13 protein-coding genes are annotated in these 14635 nt (G+C 77.0%); 5 read left to right on the forward strand and 8 right to left on the reverse strand.

The window, feature by feature from the left end; translation table 11 throughout:
* Window positions 1-102 precede the first annotated feature (102 nt).
* Both ACFY2K_RS13335 and ACFY2K_RS13340 read left to right on the forward strand, forming a co-directional pair.
* Complete coding sequence (locus ACFY2K_RS13335) at window positions 103-1302, forward strand: serine hydrolase domain-containing protein (RefSeq protein ID WP_380525328.1); 1200 nt, start codon at window positions 103-105, stop codon at window positions 1300-1302.
* 162 nt (window positions 1303-1464) lie between these two features.
* Window positions 1465-2496, forward strand: a complete 1032-nt coding sequence (locus tag ACFY2K_RS13340) for an AraC family transcriptional regulator (protein ID WP_387711320.1) — start codon at window positions 1465-1467, stop codon at window positions 2494-2496.
* Window positions 2497-2671: 175 nt separating this feature from the next.
* Here ACFY2K_RS13340 and infA read toward each other — a convergent pair whose 3' ends face one another.
* The 6 genes from infA to ACFY2K_RS13370 form a co-directional block, all read right to left on the reverse strand.
* Entirely contained in the window at window positions 2672-2896 is a 225-nt protein-coding gene (infA, locus tag ACFY2K_RS13345) for a translation initiation factor IF-1 (RefSeq protein WP_188306513.1), read from the reverse strand.
* 457 nt (window positions 2897-3353) lie between these two features.
* Complete coding sequence (locus ACFY2K_RS13350) at window positions 3354-3959, reverse strand: TlpA family protein disulfide reductase (protein WP_380525326.1); 606 nt, start codon at window positions 3957-3959, stop codon at window positions 3354-3356.
* 218 nt (window positions 3960-4177) lie between these two features.
* Window positions 4178-5278, reverse strand: coding sequence for a chemotaxis protein (locus ACFY2K_RS13355; protein ID WP_375895748.1), 1101 nt, complete (start codon window positions 5276-5278; stop codon window positions 4178-4180).
* Between the two features lie 207 nt (window positions 5279-5485).
* Window positions 5486-6706, reverse strand: coding sequence for an NAD(P)/FAD-dependent oxidoreductase (locus tag ACFY2K_RS13360; protein ID WP_380525324.1), 1221 nt, complete (start codon window positions 6704-6706; stop codon window positions 5486-5488).
* Window positions 6703-6900 (reverse strand): ferredoxin, encoded by a 198-nt coding sequence (locus ACFY2K_RS13365; protein WP_375895754.1) that lies wholly within the window; start codon window positions 6898-6900, stop codon window positions 6703-6705. Before ACFY2K_RS13365 ends, ACFY2K_RS13360 begins: the two co-directional genes overlap by 4 nt.
* Before the next feature lie 65 nt (window positions 6901-6965).
* Complete coding sequence (locus ACFY2K_RS13370; protein WP_375895757.1) at window positions 6966-8165, reverse strand: cytochrome P450; 1200 nt, start codon at window positions 8163-8165, stop codon at window positions 6966-6968.
* 280 nt (window positions 8166-8445) lie between these two features.
* Between ACFY2K_RS13370 and ACFY2K_RS13375 the strand changes: the two genes are divergently transcribed.
* Entirely contained in the window at window positions 8446-8997 is a 552-nt protein-coding gene (locus ACFY2K_RS13375; RefSeq protein WP_387711323.1) for a MarR family winged helix-turn-helix transcriptional regulator, read from the forward strand.
* Window positions 8998-9021: 24 nt separating this feature from the next.
* Here the strand turns inward: ACFY2K_RS13375 and ACFY2K_RS13380 are convergent, their stop codons facing one another.
* Window positions 9022-10362 carry a M14 family zinc carboxypeptidase gene (locus ACFY2K_RS13380; RefSeq protein ID WP_387711325.1) on the reverse strand — a complete coding sequence of 447 codons (1341 nt, stop codon included), beginning with the start codon at window positions 10360-10362 and terminating at the stop codon, window positions 9022-9024.
* Window positions 10363-10521: 159 nt separating this feature from the next.
* Between ACFY2K_RS13380 and ACFY2K_RS13385 the strand changes: the two genes are divergently transcribed.
* Together ACFY2K_RS13385 and ACFY2K_RS13390 are read left to right on the forward strand one after the other, a co-directional pair.
* A complete protein-coding gene (locus tag ACFY2K_RS13385) occupies window positions 10522-13332 on the forward strand; it encodes a BTAD domain-containing putative transcriptional regulator (protein WP_387711326.1) in 2811 nt (936 codons plus the stop codon).
* A gap of 62 nt (window positions 13333-13394) precedes the next feature.
* Window positions 13395-14150 carry a DUF6193 family natural product biosynthesis protein gene (locus ACFY2K_RS13390; protein ID WP_387711328.1) on the forward strand — a complete coding sequence of 252 codons (756 nt, stop codon included), beginning with the start codon at window positions 13395-13397 and terminating at the stop codon, window positions 14148-14150.
* A 20-nt stretch (window positions 14151-14170) separates the two neighbouring features.
* On the opposite strand, the gene ACFY2K_RS13395 is transcribed toward ACFY2K_RS13390, so the two are convergent.
* Window positions 14171-14584, reverse strand: a complete 414-nt coding sequence (locus ACFY2K_RS13395; protein WP_387711330.1) for a hypothetical protein — start codon at window positions 14582-14584, stop codon at window positions 14171-14173.
* Between the last annotated feature and the right edge of the window lie 51 nt (window positions 14585-14635).

The raw sequence follows: 14635 nt of genomic DNA on the forward strand, positions 1-14635 counted from the left end.
GCGTCCGGCCGTTTCCCCGGGTCCGCGGGCGGTGATCCCTTGCCCCCGAACCACCCGGCCACCCGGCCACTGGCACCCGCACCGCCCTCCGGAGGATCCGTCATGTCACCGCGCCCCCGCCGCCGTCCACGGCCCGCCGTCACCGCCCTGCTGACCGCGTCGCTGGCCGCCTCGCTCGCGCTGGCCCCCGCCGCCGGCGCCGCCGCGGGCGGCGGGCCCGAGGGCCGCCAGGACGGCCGCCAGGACGGCGACCGGGCGCTGCGGGCCCGGCTGCAGGAGCTGGTGGACCGCCCGGACGGCCCGCCCGGCGCCATCGCCGTCCTGCGCGAGGACGACCGGGTCCGGGTGATCCGGGCCGGCACCGCCGAACTCGGCACCGGCCGCCCGCCCCTCGCCGAGGACCACATGCGCCTGGCCAGCGCCGCCAAGGCGTTCAGCGGCGCCGTCGCCCTGCGACTGGTGGACTGCGGACTGCTCGGCCTCGACGACACCCTCACCGCCCGGCTGCCCGCGCTGCCCGCCGACTGGGGCGCGGTGACGCTGCGCCAGCTGCTCAACCACACCAGCGGGCTGCCCGACTACAGCAGGGCCCCGGCCTTCGGCGACCTGCTGAGCGCCGACCCCCACCACGTCTTCGACTCCCGCCACCTGCTGGACTTCGTCGCCGACGAGCCCCTGGAGTTCACCCCCGGCACCCGCTACCAGTACTCCAACTCCGACAACATCGCCGTCGCCCTGATGGCCGAGGCCGCCACCGGGCAGCGCTACGAGGACCTGCTCGCCTCCGAGGTCTACCGCCCGCTCGGACTCACCCGCACCAGCCTGCCCTCCGGCTACCGGCTGCCGAGGCCCTACCTGCACGGCTACGCCGTCGAACCGCCCGCCCCGCCGCAGGACGTCAGCACCGAGTACGGCGCCTCCGGCTCCTGGGCCTCGGGCGGCCTGGTCTCCACCCCCGCCGACTTCAACGCCTTCGCCGCCGCCTGGGCGGGCGGCCCGCTGATCGGCGACGCCACCCGCGCACAGCAGCGGACCTTCGTCGACGGCGCCTCCGAACCCGCCGGCCCCGGCACCAACCACGCCGGACTGGCGATCTTCGAGTACACCACCCGCTGCGGCACGGTGTACGGCCACACCGGCAACACCCCCGGCTACACCCAGCTCGGCGCGGGCACCGCCGACGGGCGGCGCAGCCTGACCGTCTCCGTCACCACGCAGGTCAACCGGAGCGGCACACCGGACCTGCTGGCGCACCTGCGGGCGGTCGAGGAGGACTTCGTCTGCGCACTGCTGGCCCCCTGACCGGGCGCGGCCCCGGACGCGGACCGGGCGCGGGTACGGGGCTGGGCACGGGGCAGGCACGGGGGTCCGGGCCGGCGGCCGGGCCGGGATCGGTTACGGTCGACGGTCCGGCAGCGGCCGGGCCGGGAAGCGGAGCGGGAAGGGGGCGGCGAGGTGGCCGCGGTGACGGGGAGCGTGTTCCGGGGCGAGGGCGTGCCCGCGTGGGAGCGGTTCGACTGCTGGCGGGAGCTGATCGGGCGCACCCGGGCCAGCGAGATGACCAGCGAGCACGCCGACGACTTCCGGGCGGAGATGCGGCGCCTGGAGCTGGGGCCGGTGACCCTGCTGCGGTCCTCGTTCCCGCCGACGCGCTTCCGGCGCTCCGCCGCCATGGTGCGGCGCACGGACCCCGGGGTGTACCACCTGACGATGCCGCTCGACGGCGGGCTGTCACTGACCCGCGGCGCCAAGGAGCGCACCCGCACCTTCGGCCGGGGCGACCTGTACCTGGTGGACAGCTCCCACCCCTACGAGGTGCGGGCCCTCGGGGCCCGGGGCGGCGGCCGCCGGGAGCAGCGGACCGAGGCCGTGGGGATCGACTTCCCGGCCGCGCTGCTGCCGCTGCCGCCGCACCGGCTGCGCGACCTGCTGGGGCGGGGGTTCTCGGTGCGCGAGGGCACCTGCGCGCTGCTGTCGGACTTCCTGGTCGGGCTGGACCGGCAGGCGGCGGCGCTGGACCCGGCCGGGGCGGCCCGGCTGGGCACCATCGCGGTCGACCTGGTCGCCGCCTGGGTCGCCGGGGAGCTGGAGGCCGAGGCGGCCGTGCCGGAGGACACCCGCCAGCGCGCCCTGGTGGAGGCGGTGCGCGCCTTCGTGCGGCGCAACCTCCAGGACCCCGAGCTGTCGCCGGCGGTGATCGCCGCCGCCCACCACGTCTCCGTCAGCCACCTGCACCGGGTCTTCACCCGGCAGTCCGGGGAGTCCGGGGACGGCCGGACGCTGGCGGCCTGGATCCGCGGGCAGCGGCTGGAGCGGGCCCGGCGCGACCTGGCCGACCCGGCGCTGCGCACCCTGGCGGTCCAGGCCGTCGCCGCCCGCTGGGGCTTCCCCCGGGCCGACGACTTCAGCCGCGCCTTCCGGGCCGCGTACGGGCTCTCGCCCCGTGAGCACCGCCACCGGGCCGCGGCCGAGCGGGCGCGGGACGGCGACGCGTAGACGCATTGCCAAGGAAGTGGAGACGCAGGGACAACACGGGCGCCGCGCGCACTGGCATCCTCCACGAGGAACACCGCGACGCGCCGGGCCCGTCAGCCCCGCGCGGCAGAACCACCGGTGGCCCGGCACGCCACGGGGGAGCGTGCCGGGCCACCGGTTCTCCCCCAGCCGGCCGCTAGTTGCGGTAGCGGTAGCGGATCCGGCCGCGGGTGAGGTCGTAGGGGCTGAGCTCCACGAGCACCCGGTCGTGCGGGAGGATCTTGATGTGGTTCTTGCGGACCTTCCCGCTGATGTGGGCCAGGACGACGTGCCCGTTCTGCAGTTCCACCTTGAAGTTGGCGTTGCGCAGGCACTCGATGACGGTGCCTTCGACTTCGATGCCGTTCGTTGTCTTGGTCATGGTGTTCACCTCATTCTTCGTTCGTTCGTTCGGTGTCGGGGTCGTTCGTTCGATGCCGGGGCGGCCGGTGCGCGGGTCAGCGCCGGACCGGTTCCAGGGTGCTGCCCGCACGCCGGGCGGCGCCCTCCGGGGGCGCGGCGGCGGGGACGCTCGGGACAGCGGCGCTGGGGACAGCGGCGCTGGGGAGGGGAGCGCTCGGGGCAGGATGCGGCGCACTCATGGTGCTGCCTTTCGGAAGTGCCTTGCCTGAGGCGCTCCCGGGCGACGCCAACGTCAATCGCCCACCGTGGCGACGAGGGGGAGCACCCACGCGGTTCCTGCCTTCATGGGTCTCACCTCCTCGCATCGGTCGCACGGCTGGGCAGACGGTAGCAGCCGACGACCCGCCCGCCCAAACGATTTACGCCCCGGCGGGGCGCCACCGCGCTCGGCCGGACCCGGCCGCACTCGGCCGCGCTCAGCCGGACTTCTCGGCGAGCACGGGCTCGACCATGGACTCCAGGGCATCGTAGCTCTGGCCGCCGAGGGCGCGCGCCGCGAGACGGCCGCGGCGGTCGACCACCAGGGTGGTCGGGAGGGAGCCCGCGTCGAGGGTGCCCGCGGGGAACCTGAGCAGCTGGGTGCCGGCCGGGTCGAACAGGCTGGGGTAGGTCAGGCCCTGTTCCTGCTGGAAGCGCCGGGCGTTGGCGATGTCCTGGTCGCGGGTGTTGATGCCGAGGAACTCGACGTCCTGGCCCTGGTAGTGCTGCCGCAGGCGTTCCAGGGCGGGCGCCTCCGTGCGGCAGGGGCCGCACCAGGAGCCCCAGATGTTGACGACGACGACCTTGCCCCGGTGGTCGGCGAGGGCCGCCGGGCCGCCCTCCAGGGTCTGCCCGGTCACCTCGGGGGCGTCCCGGCGCCCGTCGGCGGCGGCCCGGCCGATGCTGGTGCCCTTCTCGGTGACGAAGACCGCGCCCTCGCCGCCGGAGGAGCAGCCCGCGAGGAGCGCGGCGGTGAGGGCGGCGGCGAGCGCGGCGGGGGCCGCCGCGGTCCGGCGGCGGCGCGGTGGTGGGTCGACGTCCATGGCCGAAGCCTCGCACTGCTGACGCCGGGCGGGTCATGAGGGTGCGTCATCCCCGCCGCGGGGGCGTGCTGGGACCGGCCGGTGGAGCACCTGACGCGGCGCCCGCGGACCGTACTGCCGTGCGGGGCCGGGGAGTTGACGGCCGTCGCGCCCGGGCGGTGCGGCGCGGGACGGGCGCTGAGGCGCGGCCCGGGCGCGACGGTGAGGGGTCGGTGCGCTCAGTAGCGCAGGTCGGCGGCGATGCCGCGGGCGTCGGCGAGGGTGCCGTCGGGGACGAAGGCGACCCGGGCCCCGGTGTCGAGGGCGCGCTCGACGACCTCGTCGACGATGTCCTCGCGGGCGCCGGCCTCGCCGGGCTCGGCGGGGACGAGGTGCTCGCCGGCGTCGCGGACGGTGGCGCGGTGGTTCTCCTCGACCACCAGGAGCGCGACGCGCCCCTCCCCCACCGCCTGCCAGACCTCGTCGAGGCCGGCGGCGAACCCGGAGCGGCCGCGGGCCTTGTCCAGCCGGGCGAGGGCGTCGGCGGTCTCCTGCTCGGCGTGGGCCCGCACGGCGGGCCCGACCACCTTGCGGACGGTCTCGACGTCGGCCTGGGCGAGGCCGCCGTGCGGGATCTGGGCGGTGGCCTCCTTGGCGATCGGGCCCGCGGCGTCCAGCAGGGCCAGGGCGGGCGCCTCCCCGACCACGTACAGCGGGCGGGGGTCGGCGGCCAGGACCTTGCCGAGCGCGGTGTCGGCCTGGCGCAGGAAGGTCTTGGTCTCCTCGTCGCGGAAGGTGCTGGGGGTGTCGCCGATGCGCTCGCGGCGCTCCGGGTCGGGGTTGTCGAAGAAGGCGCGGGTCAGCGGGAAGCCGTGGGCGCGGTCCTCGGTGACCCGCTCCGGGGTGCCGCTCCACAGCACGGCCCGGTCGGCGGCGACGGCCAGCACCCAGTAGGGGCGCTCGGCGGCCTGGGCGGAGACCAGGTTGCGGGTGAGGAAGGTGTCGGACAGCACCACCCGGGCGGGGGCCGTGCGGGCGAAGGTCCACACCTGGTGCTCGCCGGGCGCGGCGAGGATCGCCAGGCCGTCCTCGGCGTGCACCAGGTCGACCTCGGCGAGGGCCTTGTCGAGCTGCCCGACCACGTCGATCCGGTCGGCCCGGGAGACCTCGGGGTCGGCCTGGAGGCGCTCCTTCGCCTCGGCCAGCAGGTTGCGCAGCCGTACCGGGTCCTGGGTGTTGTCGGGTTCGCGGCGGTGGGTGGGCATCAGGACGGACACCGCCGGGTAGGGCCGGGGCCGGCGCAGTTCGGCGAGGACGGCGGGGCTGAGGGCGGGGTGCATGGGGACCCTTTCCGAAGGCGGTCGGCCTTCTCTGCGTGGGCGCACGGTGCCTGGCGCTGCTGCTGCCAAATGCCCCTAATGTAGCGATTTGCCCTCGATACCGCCGGGTCGGCCGGCCGCCGCCCCTTGCCGGCCGGGCGGCCGGGCGGCCTCCCAGCACCCAGCCCTGGCCCGCCGGCCCCCGGCCCTCGGCCCTCGGCCCCCGGCTCAGCCGACCGGGGCGGCCTCCCGTTCGGCGGCGGGCGGCCAGGGGCCGTGGGCGGCGACCTGGGCGCGCAGTCCGCGCAGGGCGCGGGCGGCGGCGATGCCCACCGCGCCGGTGACCCGGCCCTCCCGCAGACAGGCGGCGGCGAAGCGGTGCTCGGCGAGGCTGCCGTCGACCAGTTCGAAGCGGTCGGCGGCGCCCGGGCTGCCGAAGGCCTGCACCCGCAGGCCGTACTGGTCGGTCCACAGGTACGGGACCGGCGCGTAGGCCTGGCGGGTGCCGTCCGGGCCGGCCAGCAGGTTGCGGGCGGCGAGCAGGGCCTGGTCGGTGGCGTTGGTGCGCTGTTCGAGGCGCCGGCGGCGGCCGGTGCGCGGGTCGGGCCAGGAGGCGGCGTCGCCGGCCGCCCAGACGCCGGGGCCGGCGGCGCAGTGGGCGTCGCAGGCCACGCCGTCGGCCAGCGGGACCCCGCTGCCGGCCAGCCACTCGGTGGCCGGCACCGAGCCGATCGCCATCAGGACGGCGTCGGCGGCCAGCTCGCCGCCGTCGGCGAGCCGTACGCCGGCGGCCCGGCCGTGCCGCCGGAGCACGGCGGCGGCCGCGCCCCGGTGGATCCGCACCCCGTGCTCGCGGTGCAGGCCGGTCAGCAGCGCGGCCGTCTCGGCGCCCAGGACGGCGGCCAGCGGCGCGGCGGCCGCCACCAGCCAGGTCACCTCGGCGCCGAGCCCGACGGCGGTGGCCGCCGCCTCGGCGCCGAGCAGTCCGCCGCCGACCACCAACAGCCGTGCGCCCGGCCGTAGTTCCTCGCGCAGGGCGAGGGCGTCGGGCAGCGTGCGCAGCACGTGGGCGCCGGGCAGCGGCGTCTCGGCGCCGGGCAGCCGGCGCGGGCGGACGCCGGTGGCCACCACCAGGGCGTCGCAGCGCACCTGCCGGCCGTCGGCCAGGTGCAGGGTGCGGGCGCCGCGGTCCAGGCGTTCGGCCGCCACCCCCAGGCGCAGGTCCAGCCGCAGCTCCGCCAGGGCGGCGCTCCCGCGCAGGGCCAGCTTGTCCGCCGGCAGCCGGCCGTCGAGCAGCTGCTTGGACAACGGCGGCCGGTCGTACGGGGGTTCGGGCTCGGCCCCGACGAGGGTGAGGCGGCCGTCGTAGCCGGCCCGGCGCAGCGCCTCGGCGGCGTGCAGTCCGGCGGCGCCGGCCCCGACGACGGCCACCTCGCGCAGTGCGGTCACACGTTCTCCAGGGTGATCGCCGCGGCCGGGCAGACCGCGGCGGCGTCCTGGACGGCCTGGTGGAGGCCGGCCGGGGGGCGGGCGTCGAGCAGGACGACGATGCCGTCCTCGTCGCGCTGGTCGAAGACCTCGGGGGCGGCGAGCACGCAGTGGCCGGCGCCGCAGCACTTCTCCTGGTCGATCAGGACGAGCATGGGGTTCCCTTCGGGGGTGGTGGGGAGTTCGGGGGCGAGGGTTCGGGGGTGGGGGCGGGCCCGGACTACCAGGCGATGGGCAGCTCGTGGACGCCGTAGATGAGCATCTCGCCGCGGAAGCGGACGTCCTCGAAGGCGGTGGCCAGGCGCAGTTCGGGCAGGCGCCGCAGCAGGGTGTCGAGGGCGATCTGCAGTTCCAGCCGGGCCAGCGGCTGGCCCAGGCACTGGTGGACGCCGAAGCCGAAGGCGAGGTGGCGGCGGGCGTCGCGGGTCAGGTCGAGGCTGTCGCCGTCGGTGAACTGCGCGGTGTCCCGGTTGGCGGTGCTGATCATGCAGACGACGCCCTCGCCGGCCCGGATCCGCACCCCGCCGAGCTCGACGTCCTCGGTGGCGACCCGGGTGAGGCCGGAGTGCACGATGGTCAGGTAGCGCAGCAGTTCCTCGACGGCGCCGGGGACGGCCTCGGGGTGGCGGCGCAGGTGGTCGAGCTGGGCGGGGTGGCGCAGCAGGGCGAGGACGGACAGCGCGGTCATGTTGGCGGTGGTCTCGTGCCCGGCGACCAGCAGCAGCCGGCCCATCGCGCCGATCTCCGCCGTGTTGAGTTCGCCGCGTTCGACCAGGCGGCTGAGGATGCCGTCGTCGGGGTGGGTGCGCTTGGTGTCGGTGAGTTCCTCCAGGTAGTCGGTCAGCCGGGCCTGGGCGGCGATGACGTCCTCGACCGAGGAGTCGCGGCGCAGCAGGACCCGGCTGCACTCCTGGAAGAACTCGTGGTCCTGGTAGGGGACGCCGAGCAGCAGGCAGATGACCAGGGAGGGCAGCGGCAGGGCGAACTCGCGGACCAGGTCGGCCCCGGTGCGGCCCTCGGTCATCCTGTCCAGCAGTTCGTCGGCGATGCGCTGGACCTCGGGGCGCAGCGCCTCGACCTTCTTGATCATGAATTCGCCGGTGAGCATCCGGCGCAGGCGGGCGTGCTCGGGGTCGTCCATCCGGATGAAGACGGGCTGGCCGTTGTTCAGCTGGCGGGCGCCGGCGCTGACGAAGGGGAAGCCGGGGCGGGTGGAGTCGGAGCTGAACCGGGCGTCGGAGAGCACCGCCTTGATGTCCTCGTGGCGGGTGAGCAGCCAGCTGGGGGAACCGTCCCAGAGGGAGATGCGGCTGATCGGCTCGTCCTGCTGGGCCTGCTGGTAGGCCGGCGGCGGGGCGAAGGGGCAGGTGCCGCGGGCGGCGGGGTGGGTGAAGCGGGGGGTCTGTGCGGCGGTGGCCATGGGGGGCTCCCCTCTCGGAGCTGGCTGTGCCGGATGGGTCGGTCCGGTCCGGCCCGCGGTGCCGTGCGGGGCACGCGAGGGTGCGGCCGTGCGGGGCACGCGGGTGCGGCGGGCGTGCGGGCCCGGAGCATTTACGTGCCAAAAGCAACTAACTCGCTGTCACGCTAACTCGCGGTCCGTGGCGGCGAAAGGGCCCATCCGGTGGGCGCCGAATCTGTCCGAAATCCGGTGACCGGTCTGCGCCGCAGCCGGGAGGCGCACCGGCCGCTAAAGTTCCCCCATGTCGGACGCCGCAGACGATCGGACCGCCACCGCGGACACCGCCACCGCAGACCTGGAGGCCGTACTGGCCTCGCTGGCCTACCTGCTGACCCGCTCCCAGGAACACGAGCGCCGCACCGCCAAGGCCGGCATCACCGCCGCACGCTCGGACGTCTACCTGCTGCGCGCCCTCGCCGAGGCCGACGGGCCCAGCCGGGTGGGCGACCTGGCCGCCCGGCTGATGGTCAAGCCCTCCCACGTCACCCGGCAGATCGACCGCCTGGAGAGCCAGCACCTGGTGGCCCGCACCCCCGACGCCCTGGACCGCCGGGCCCGCCGGGTCGCCCTCACCCCCGACGGCCACGCTCTGCTCGAGCGGCTGAAACAGGCCAACATCACCGGCCTGACCGACGCCCTGGACGGCGTCCCGGAACCGGACGTCGCCGCGACCGTCAGCGTGCTGTGCCACCTGATCGAGCGCTACGTCCAGCGTGTACGGGGCTCCCTGCTCTCCGAGGACGACCCCGCTCCCCCGCCCCGCCCCGCCCTGCGCGACCCCGTCGAGTCCTGAGCCCGCCCCGCGCGGGGCGGGCGGTCAGGGGAGGGGGACGGCGGCCGCGGCGGCTTCGGCGGTGTTGGCGTGGTGGGCGGCCTGGCGGGTGACGGGGAGCCAGGTGGGGCGGAAGCGGTGGCGGTAGTGGGCGCACCAGGTGTCGAGGAGGGCGGCGGGGCGGGGGTCCTGGGCGGGGATGGCGCGGCGCAGCAGGGCGGCGGCGCGGACCGGGATGCGGTGGGCCCACAGGTCGATGCCGGCCAGGTGGGCGCGGGTGAGCGGGGGCGGTGCCGGGCGGGGGCCCTCGGGGGTGCGCGGGTCCCAGGCGTCGGCGAGTTGGCGCAGTGCGGTGAGCTGGGTGCGGGTGGCGCGCAGCAGCGGGGTGTCGTGCGGGTCCTCGTGCGGGGGGAGGGCGGTCAGCAGGGCGGTGAGCTGTCGGCCGCGCTCGCGCAGGTGGTCGGCGGCGGCGCGCAGGTGGCGGTCGGCGTCCTGGGCGGGGACGGGGGCGTCGTCGCCCAGGTGGTGGCTGGTCCAGGCGGGTACCTCGACGACGACGGTGCGCCCGCCGTGGCGCCGGGGGGCGAACCAGGTGGCGGCCCGGGCGCCGCCCCGGGCCTCGTCCTGGTCGGTGAGCATGCCGGTGGTGTTCTCCTGGGTGTCGATGTGCTCGGGCTCCATCAGGAAGACGCCGGGGCTAACGGCGGGCAGCCGGTGGGTGTCGAAGGAGCCGGTCTCCACCGGGATGCCGAAGGCGGCGGCGGAGCGGGCGAAGGGGGCGGCGAGGGCGGTCGGGTCGGCGGTGGCCTGGAGGAAGGTGCCGCCGACGTCCGCGGTGTGCAGGGAGAGCTGGAGGGCGGGCCGCAGTTCGTCGATCAGGTCGAGCAGGATCCGGCTCTCGGGGAGGCGGCCGCCGATCGCCGGGGCCCATTCGGGCTGCTCCTCGGCGGCGGGGCGGTAGTAGCCGGCGAAGTAGGCGGGCAGGGTGCGGGCGAGCAGGCCGCCGCCGGCCAGGTGGGCGCCGTCGGGGTCGAGGCAGAGCAGCAGGTGCCAGGTGGTGGCCGGGTGCCGGGCGGGGCGGGCCAGGGCCCGGTGGGCGAGTTCGACGAGGCCGGCGCGGCCGGAGAACTCGTCGGCGTGGGCGCCGGAGACGACCAGGACGTCGGCGCCGGGGCGGGGGCCGTCGGCGGGGCGGGGGTCGGCGGGGCCGATCGAGAGGAGCTGGAGGGGGCGCCCGGCCCGGGAGGTGCCGAGGGTGCGCAGCCGGCAGCGTCCGGGGTGGCGGGCGGCCAGGTGGTGGGCGGTGGCGGTGAGCTCGTCGAGCGTGGGGTAGCGGTCGTGGAGCAGGATCGCCCTGCCCGCGGCGGTCGAGGTGTCGGTCAGCATCGGTCCCCTGCCCTGGTGTCCGGAGGTGGTATTGGATCCGATCGGGTACGGGTCCGTCCAGGGCGCCGGGCGGGGTGGTGCGAGGTGCTCCGGACAGGGGGCACCGTGTGTTATCGACAGATCCCTTACTGTCATATGCTTGTTATATTTGCTGGTCAGGTGGGGGCGTTGGTGGACTTCCGGTTGTTGGGCTCGGTGGCCGTGGTGACCGCGGACGGGCGGGAGCTCGCCCTCGGCTCGCCCAAACGCCGCAGCCTGCTGGCCACGCTGGCGCTGAACCCCGGCGCGCCGGTCGGCATCGACCGGCTGACCGAGGCCCTCTGGGAGGAGGAGCCGCCCCGGCACGCCCGCACCGTCATCCACAACCACGTCTCCGGGCTGCGCGCGGTCCTGGCCGAGCACCGGGCCCCCGAGGCCGGGGTCGAGCTGGCCACCGACGGCAGCGGTGGCAGCGGCGGCTACCTGCTGCGGGTGCCCGAGGCGGCGGTGGACGCCCGGCGCTTCGAACGGCTCGTCCAGGAGGCCGACGCCGCCCGTGAGCCCGACCGGGCGGTGACGGCCCTGCGGGAAGCGCTCGCGCTGTGGCGCGGACCCGCGCTCGCCGGCACCGAGCCCAGCCTGCCGCTGCAGTGCGCCGCCCGGGCGCTGGAGGAGCTGCGGCTGTCCGCCGTGGAGGAGCTGGCCCGCGCCCACGGGCGGCTCGGCGACCACGGCGCGGCCGTGGGCGTGCTGGCCGCCGAGGCCGCGCTCAATCCGCTGCGGGAGTCGCTGGTCGCCGCGCTGGTGACGGCTCTCGGCCGGGCCGGACGGCGCCCGGAGGCGCTGGAGTGGTTCCACCGCGCCCGCCGCACCCTGGCCGAGCAGCTGGGCATCGACCCCGGGGCGGAGCTCGCCGAGGCCCACGAGCTGGTGCTGCTCGGCGACGTGGCACCGGGGCCCGCGACGGCATCCGGGCCCGCGACGACGCCCGCCCCCGCCCCCGCGCCGGTCCCCGCCCCCGCCCCCGTGCCGGCGGAGCCCGTCCCCGCGCCGTGGCCCTTCCCCCGGCGGCCCCGGGGGTTCTCCGGGCGCGAGGACGAGCTGGCCGCGCTCGACCGGGCCGCCCGCGCCCCCGGCGCCATCACCGTCGTCACCGGCGGGGCCGGGGTCGGCAAGACCGCCCTCGCCGTGCACTGGGCGCACCAGCGCCAGGCCGACTTCCCCGACGGGCGGCTGTTCGTCGACCTGTGCGGGCACAGTCCGCTGCCCGAACGCGCCACCGGCGCGGTGCTGCGCGAACTGCTGCTCGCCCTCGGCCTGCCCGCGGAGCAGATGCCCTCCTCCCCCGAGGCGCTGGCCGCCCGCTACCGGGAGCTGACCGCCGGGCGCCGGATGCTCATCGTGCTCGACAACGCCCGCCGCTCCGAGCAGGTCCGCCCGCTGCTGCCCGACGGGGACGGCTGCGTCACCCTGGTGACCAGCCGCGACCGGCTCGGCGGGCTGGTCGCCTCGGACGCCGCCCGGCCCGTCCCGCTGGCCGAACTGTCCGCCCCGCAGTCCGTCAGCCTGCTCGCCACCACCCTGGGCCCCGACCTGGGCCCCGACCTGGTCGGCGCCGAGCCCGAGGCCGCCGCCCGGCTCGCCCGGCTGTGCGACGGGCTGCCGCTCGCCCTGCGCCTGGCCGCCGCCCGCCTCGCCACCTGCCCGCACCAGGGGCTTGCCGCGCTCGCCGACGAACTCGCCGACGAGCAGGGCCGGTTGGGGCTGCTGGAGGTGGAGGACACCAGTGTCGCCGCCGCCCTGGCGCTGACCGTCCAGCACCTGTCCACCCCCGCCCGCCGGCTGTTCCGCCGCCTGGGCACCCACACCGGCACCACCCTCGACAGCCGCACCGCCGCCGCCCTCGCCGACGTCGAACTTCCCCACGTCGCGGGCGCGTTGGGGCAGCTGGCCACCGCCCACCTGGTGGTCGAGATCGACCGGGACGCCTACACCCTGCACGACCTGGTGCGCCTCTACGCCCGCAGCCTGCGCACCCCGCCCGAGGAGGACGACTCCGACACCCTGCCCCGGCTCCTCGACCACCTGCTGAACACCCTGCTCGCCGCGAGCGCCGCCGCCGAGCCCGGCAGCGAACCGTGCTGCGAGCTGCCCGCCGGGGCCCGGCGGCCCGTCGAGGTGCGCCCCTTCCCCGACCGGGCGAGCGCCCTGGCCTGGTACGCCGCCGAACGCGACACCCTGCGCGGCGCGGTCGAGGCGGCGGTCGGGGCCGGACTGCACGACCGGGCCTGGCGGCTGGTGCTGCTGCAGTGGCCGCTGATCGTGTGGCAGGTCCGGGACGGCTGGGTGCCGCTGCTCGAACACGGGCTCGCCGCCGCCGAGGCCGACCTCGACCCCGGTGCCCAGTCCCGGGCCCGGGCCCTGCTCGGCTGGGTGCTGCTGGAGGAGGGCCGGCCCGAGCAGGCCCTGGTCCACCTCGAACGGGCCCCCGGCCTGGCCGCCCTGGCCGGCGACCGCAGCGCCCAGGCCGTCGCCCTGGTCAACCTCGCCGCCGCGCTCGCCCGCTACGGCCGGCCCGGGTCCGGGAACGTCCCCGCCCGGGTGCGGGACCTGCTGGGCAGCGCCCTCGCCCTGGCCGAACAGGCCGGCCGCGCCGACCTCGTCGCCCTCGCCCGCCAGCACCTCGCCGACACCTGCCTGGCCGGTGGCGACCCCGAGGCAGCCGCCCACCACGCCGCCTGCGGCCTCGCCGTGGCCGAACCGCCCTTCCCGGCCGCCCGCCGGGTCGTCCTGCAGACCCTGTACGGCCGCGCCCTGGCCGCCAGCGGCCGCCGCGCGGAGGCCACCCGCCACCTCGACGCCGCCCTGCTCGCCGCCCGCGCCCACCAGTACGACGAGGGCGAGGCCGCCGCCCGGGCCGCCCTGCGGGCCCTGTCCGGCGGCGCGGGCGCGGCCCGCGGACACCACCCGGGGCCCGACCGGCGCTGCTGACGGCGGCGCAGCGGCCCGTGCCCGCCCTTCCGTTCACCGCGCGGCGGCGACAGAGTGCTGCCATGGACTGCGACCTCTACCCCGACGTGGCTGCCGCGGGCAGCCTGGCCGCGCTGCTGGAGCGGACGGCGGCCGGCCTCGGCATCGCCCTCGCGGTGACGCCCCGAGCACCGGGCTCGCTCACCGCGGCGCGCATCGCCTCCTCGACCCCCGACCGCGAGCCGCTCTCCGTCTACATCGACGAAGCCCCGCGCCGACGGTTCGGCATCGCGGGCCGCAGCGGGAGCAACCAGCTCATCGGCGGCGGGACGACCGACCTCGCGGCCGTCGTCCGGGCGGGCGTGGCCTGGGGAGCGGGCCGGAGCCTGCGGGAGATGGCGGCGGAACTGCCCTTCGAGTGCGCCGTGGAGTTCGCCGACGCCCTCGCCCAGGGGGCGGCCGCGGTGGTGGCCCTGCAGTGGCGGCACGTGCGGGAGCACGCGGCCCGGACCGAGGACTTCCCCGAGTTCACCGCCCTCGTGGAAGCGGCCCACGCCGAACCGCGGCTGCGGCGGCTCTCCGTATACCTCAGCCACTGGACGGTCGCGTTCAGCTCCTGCACCGACTTCCCGTTCCGCGACGAGGTGGCCGTCACCCCCTCGCCGAACGGCCCCTACTACGTCCGGGACAACCCGCTCTACAACTCGCCGGGCAAGGAGCCGCTCTCCCGCGTCCTCGCCGAAGCCCCCTCGGCCGCCGAGGCCGTCGCCCTGGCGGCGGGCCACCTGCCCGCCGACCTCGGCCCGGCCGTCCTGGGCCGCGGGCTCGACGACGACTGACCGCAGGACCCGGCCGGGCGTCAGCGGTAGACGCGGGCCGCCCGCCCGGGGGCGGCCAGGACGTCGGCGGCGAACAGGCCGTAGGCGTCGAAGTCCTCGGCCTCGACGAACGGGGTCGGGTCGTCGGCCAGGCCGTACCACTCCGGCGGCACCGGGTAGCGCAACTCGACGGCCTGGCCGACGGTCAGCACGCACTGCGGCTCGGCGATCCGGTGCCGGACGGTGGTGGCGGTGTCGAGGAGCAGGTCCCGCTCCCCCACCCGGATCCGCAGCCCGTCCCCGGCCCGGTAGAACACCACCAGGGTGCCGCCGAGCCGGCCGTAGTGGCCGTGCGTCGGCTGCCCGGGGTCGGCGGTGCGGTCGGGACCGAGCCGTCCGGTCGCCGGGTCGAAGTCGGCGACCCGGCCGTAGGCGTCGAAGTCGGCGATCAGCACGGTGGACCATCTCCTTGACGGGGCCGGTGCTCGGACGGCGCCCGGGGGCGG

The sequence above is a fragment of the Kitasatospora sp. NPDC001309 genome (assembly GCF_042896295.1).
GTDB lineage: Bacteria > Actinomycetota > Actinomycetes > Streptomycetales > Streptomycetaceae > Kitasatospora.